Below are 4,677 nucleotides of genomic sequence, written 5' to 3'. Positions count from 1 at the left end.
CCATATTGTTTGGCGGTGCTATCGATAAATTGATACAACCCACCAGCAGAAGAGTAGGGATTCCTTGCATTCGGATTGCCTCCACTTTCCACTTGCGCAACACGGTACAAATAACTCTCTGGCAAGCCATAGCGTGATGCTGATTGACGTATCGCTTGATCAATAGAAGGACTATAGCGGGTCATCAGTTATATACCCTCTTCTGACTTGGTGTACTCAGCATATTAAATTGTCCCGCAAATGCTTTTCCTCCCCCTCCAAATAAAGCAGCAGAAACTTGTTTCACCCACTCTTTAGTCACATATCCTTTATGTTGCGCCTGCACCATTCTTTGAAGGATATTGACGATTTCATCATTGGAAAACTTTGTTCCCCCTGTTAACAACTTGACGACGTCCTTTTCTATGCGTTGACGCTCTTTCAAAGCTGCTGTTTTAAAGGGAATGTACGACGCTTTCAGAGTAGCTTTTCCTGCTTGCATAGCAGCATCAAATTTACCCGTTGGCACACTTACATTATGCGAAAAACCTATCTCTTTATCCGCTATACGATTTGGTATTCTGTTATAAAGATCAGCATAATTCGCTTCTCTATCGACAGCTTTCTTAACAGCAGCAGCTTTATCGGACCCAAAAGTCTTTGCAAACCTCTCATAAAGATCATCTGTATCAAAAATTTGCTTCGCATTCGAAACGTGATCTGTTGTTTGCGTCATACTTTCGAGAAGTTCTGCTCTTGCTCCTTTTTTTAAGTATTCTTGTTCGCCTTCTGATAATCCACCCAAAATTTTACTGAATTTATCTTTATTAATCTCCTTGCTAAGGACTTTCTCTCCTTCACGCATAGCATCTACATGTGAGCTATATTTACGATACAGTGCCCGTCCCTTCGTATATTCAGACGATACATCATCCATAATCTCTAATAATTTTTTCCGGATGCCTACTAAAGTACGAACTTTACTATCATCTCCCGTGTTTCTTGCTGTATCTATCATAAAACGAAGCTTACGCTGTGTTTCATGGAGAACCCCCATGTTCGGTTCTTCCTTGAGAAGACTAAACTTTTTAGAAGAAAACGGGGTGACTTTGTTCCCACCACTCGTGAACTCATCTAACCCTTGATCATAAGCTTGTTTGAAATAGGGGCGCTCCATTAATTCATTAAGAGCACCATAATATTTTTCCCCTATCGGTGTCTTTTTTGCTATTCCATAAAGAGATTCTGTTGCTGCTTTCTTACTTGCAATAAGATCATCTTTTAAACCTACAACATTTTGATGAGGAACAAAATGTTCATCGACTGCCTGATGAATACGTTCTCCCCCTCCCTTCGCTCTCGCTCCGGCTCTTTGGATAAAATCAAGAGAAGCATCCGGATTTTTTCTTGAAATTTCAAAAACAAGATCCTGTAAGATAGGACTGTGATCTACAACATAATCATCAGGGCTTGCTGCCTTATGAAAAGACTTCCCAAGCGCTTCAGCAGTATCATTGCTTAAATGCTTAGTAATTTCTCTTAATGTTTCTTTTGGAACACCATTTACATGAGAGGGTAAAACAGATCTTGCAACCGCACGCCCAATTGAACCAAGTCCAGAACCAACAACACTCCCAACTGCCGCACCTCCCGCTCCAAAACCTGCACCAAGGGCTGCACTTTGAAGTGTATGACCTAATCCTTCACCTTCACCTGCCCCATGTAATGCACCAGATGCCGCTCCTACTTTAAGCAAATGCGGCAATGTTGTTTTGTTCGTAATACCTACAAATGGGCTTGCTTTCCCACTTACGTATTTTCCTACCGCGCCTACCGGTGTTGGTATGGCTTTCGAGAATAGTTGACCTAATTTTGAAGTAGCATGAGGCGCTACTCGCCCCGCTAGTGATGCTCCCGCCCCTGCTCCTAACGTCGCAAGTGAAGGTAAAGCAGCCCCTACAACATTTCCTAACAAAGACGTCCAATAATGCGTATCACTCATCCTACGTTGATAATCACGTATTCTATTGGCTTCTTTCTCATACTTCTCTTCGTATTTTTTATCACCAGATAACCAATATCTGTACAGCCCCTTTCTAAAAGCATTTAGTGCACTCTCATTCTCATCATCACGTCCCGCCGCTACAATCCCCGCAACTTCATCATCTAAATTAAAACTCAAACCATGCTTTAAAGAATTCCAAAAGGCTTCACTTTGTGTAATCTCTGGAGAGAGTAGAGTATTTTCATAAGAAGGATTGGCATATTCTAAAACAGAACCTAAATTGATAAAATTTGGACCAAGTTCTGATATTTTTTTACCTTGATTGTTCGTAGCACCTAATGCACGATCAACTACAAGAGAATTCTTATTGTTAATCATTTAGCCCTCTTGTAAACTTGACCATTGTAAATAAACTCAACCCCAATAGGCATTTTATTAGCTTGTTCTGTGCTGCTTACAGTTGTAAAATTTGCAACATTCCCTTGTGACCCCGCCTGATTGGTAGAATTTTGGTTATTTCCTGCCATAACGGCATTTCTCATATTATTTTCTGTAGCCTCAATCTTACCTAATACAATACCTTGTACTTCAGGGTTCAGTCTTGATAAAACATCTTTTATTGTTGACAAACGCCGTTTAAGCTCTCGTGTAGACATACGTAAGTTTAATTTCCCAAGAGACTCTTTTAACATTTCAATGTCTTTATCGCTAACATTTCCAAGTCCTAGCGCCCCTCTTTGCGATAACATTTTCATTTGATCTATACGGTCAAGCCCTATACGAGATTGTATTGATTCCAAAACCTGTCGTACATCCGATTGTTCGGACGTTGAGAACGCGTAGCTAGCAGCTAAAGCTATATTACCTGTCGCCTTATTCTTAAATTTCTCAAGGTATTCCTGCACATAATCAATATCTTCTAGCAAAACCTTTGCATACAAGTTTTTATGTTGACGTAAAGCAGCTTCTCGTTCTTTGTCGAGATACGCCTTCCCACCAGGGTGATAAACCACTCTCTTTCCCGTGGGTGATGTTGGGTCATCAATTAACGAACTTCCATCATTGTAATGTTTTATGCTATCTGTACCACCTGTGAGCAATGCACTAAGCATTTGAGGATTCCGTGCCATGACAGCAGCTTCTTCATCACTGTAGCCTTTGGACTTTAAATAATCGACAGTCTGGTTAACCTGCCCTCTTTGTTTATCACCTTCATTAAGATGCTTCACACCACTTGCAAGCGCATCCCATCCCGAACCATCTGTGGGTGCTGCCGCCATACCTGCAAAAAGATCTTTGAGCTTCTGATAAGCATCTGATTGAAAAAACTTATAAGTATTGGACTGTAAAAATTTCTCTGCATCTGTCAGTTCAGAAGTCGGTGTTGGAGATGCGGGTGCTAATGGTTGCGTTTGTTCATTAACATGAGGTTTAAGTTCTTGTGGAGTACTCTCTAGTGCATTTGGCATAGGGGAATGATTTCCTACACTAAGAGGCATTTCCGTTTTAGGAGCCGTATAGGGCATAAATGGTCCATATGGCTGCTGCATATTCTGTAAATAGGGGTTGTTTGGAGCATGTACTTCCTCTGGTGCCATCAAAGGGGCAAGAGTCATTGCCCCTCCAGTAGCTATGGCACTCTTTGGATTTGCTTTCATGAATTGTCCAAATCTTTGCGCCCCTGTAACCGCTTTTGGAGCCACTCTGGGATAAAGATATCTCATAATATGCGGTGCAAATCTCGCTCCTGCTACTAAAGCCATTGGTATTATCGGTGCAACCATCACACTCTCCTACAAAACTATTCTTTAATTATTCTACAGAGCTTTATTTTGATTCATGTAATCTAAAAAAAGTTTAGATGCTCCTCCTGCCAACGCAGCTCCCATTGGACCACCTGCCATGTAACCAAAAGCCATCGGTGCTGCTTGAAGTGCCAGAGAACCTATAGCCCCTACATTTTTCCATGGGTTATTGCCTTGCATCATAGAGGCTGTATTATTATTCGTCGTCGTGCCGTAATTCCTTGCAAAGCCATGACCGGCGTTCATAAGCATATTCAACCTATTCCAACCGCTATTGTCTTGTTCCAGCCAACGTTCACGATTGGCATCAACAACTCTCTGATTGTGGGCATCAAGCACACCTCCCCCCTGTATGGCATTGGAATAGGCATTGCCATAACCCTGTAAGAAGTTATTTGAGGCTCCCAACTGATTTTGATTGGCTTGGTCTATCAGTGAATTCGCTTGCATCATGCGGTCCGCATCACGATTATATTGATCTGCCATAGCACTTGTGGACAAAGCACCAAGTTCATTTGCCAATACACCTGCATGTGCACCGGACCCATAACGACCCGCACCTGCAAAAGAGCTGTTAATCGTATCTCTTACACGGTCTAAGCTATTTTGAAGGGCGGCATTAAAAGACGGATTCTGTCCAACCATACTACCAGAAGCCATATGTCTAAGATTCATGGCTGCCGACGTTGGATTGTAGATTGTATTCATCAAAAAGCGATTTTGATAATGATGAGGAATACTGCCAAGACCACTAATGCCATAGCGCGTTTGATCACTTAACGGGGCAATACGAGGTCCCCCATACACATTCCCCCCAATCCCTGTGTCATACATTTGATACGCATCCCTACCCCCACGCTTAAATACATTCTCCATCCAAGCAGGAGG

The 4,677-nt window shown here is 42.0% G+C and carries 4 protein-coding genes; all 4 read right to left on the bottom strand.

Annotated elements, in window-relative coordinates:
- Nucleotides 1-185, bottom strand: a 185-nt coding sequence (locus tag ACFIKD_RS08790; protein ID WP_375647798.1) for a transglycosylase SLT domain-containing protein, incomplete at its 3' end; no start/stop codon positions are given.
- The gene (locus tag ACFIKD_RS08785; protein ID WP_375647797.1) at nucleotides 185-2,362 is read right to left on the bottom strand and encodes a hypothetical protein; all 2,178 of its coding nucleotides are present in this window, start codon (nucleotides 2,360-2,362) and stop codon (nucleotides 185-187) included. The genes ACFIKD_RS08790 and ACFIKD_RS08785, both read right to left, overlap by 1 nt.
- Nucleotides 2,359-3,768 carry a hypothetical protein gene (locus ACFIKD_RS08780; RefSeq protein ID WP_375647796.1) on the bottom strand — a complete coding sequence of 470 codons (1,410 nt, stop codon included), beginning with the start codon at nucleotides 3,766-3,768 and terminating at the stop codon, nucleotides 2,359-2,361. The genes ACFIKD_RS08785 and ACFIKD_RS08780 overlap by 4 nt, the downstream gene beginning before the upstream one ends.
- 33 nt (nucleotides 3,769-3,801) lie before the next feature.
- Nucleotides 3,802-4,677, bottom strand: an 876-nt coding sequence (locus tag ACFIKD_RS08775; protein ID WP_375647794.1) for a hypothetical protein, incomplete at its 5' end; no start/stop codon positions are given.

The sequence above is a fragment of the Bartonella sp. CR84HXZ genome (assembly GCF_042194535.1).
Taxonomy (GTDB): domain Bacteria; phylum Pseudomonadota; class Alphaproteobacteria; order Rhizobiales; family Rhizobiaceae; genus Bartonella; species Bartonella grahamii.
This window is presented reverse-complemented; position numbering and strand designations above follow the sequence as displayed.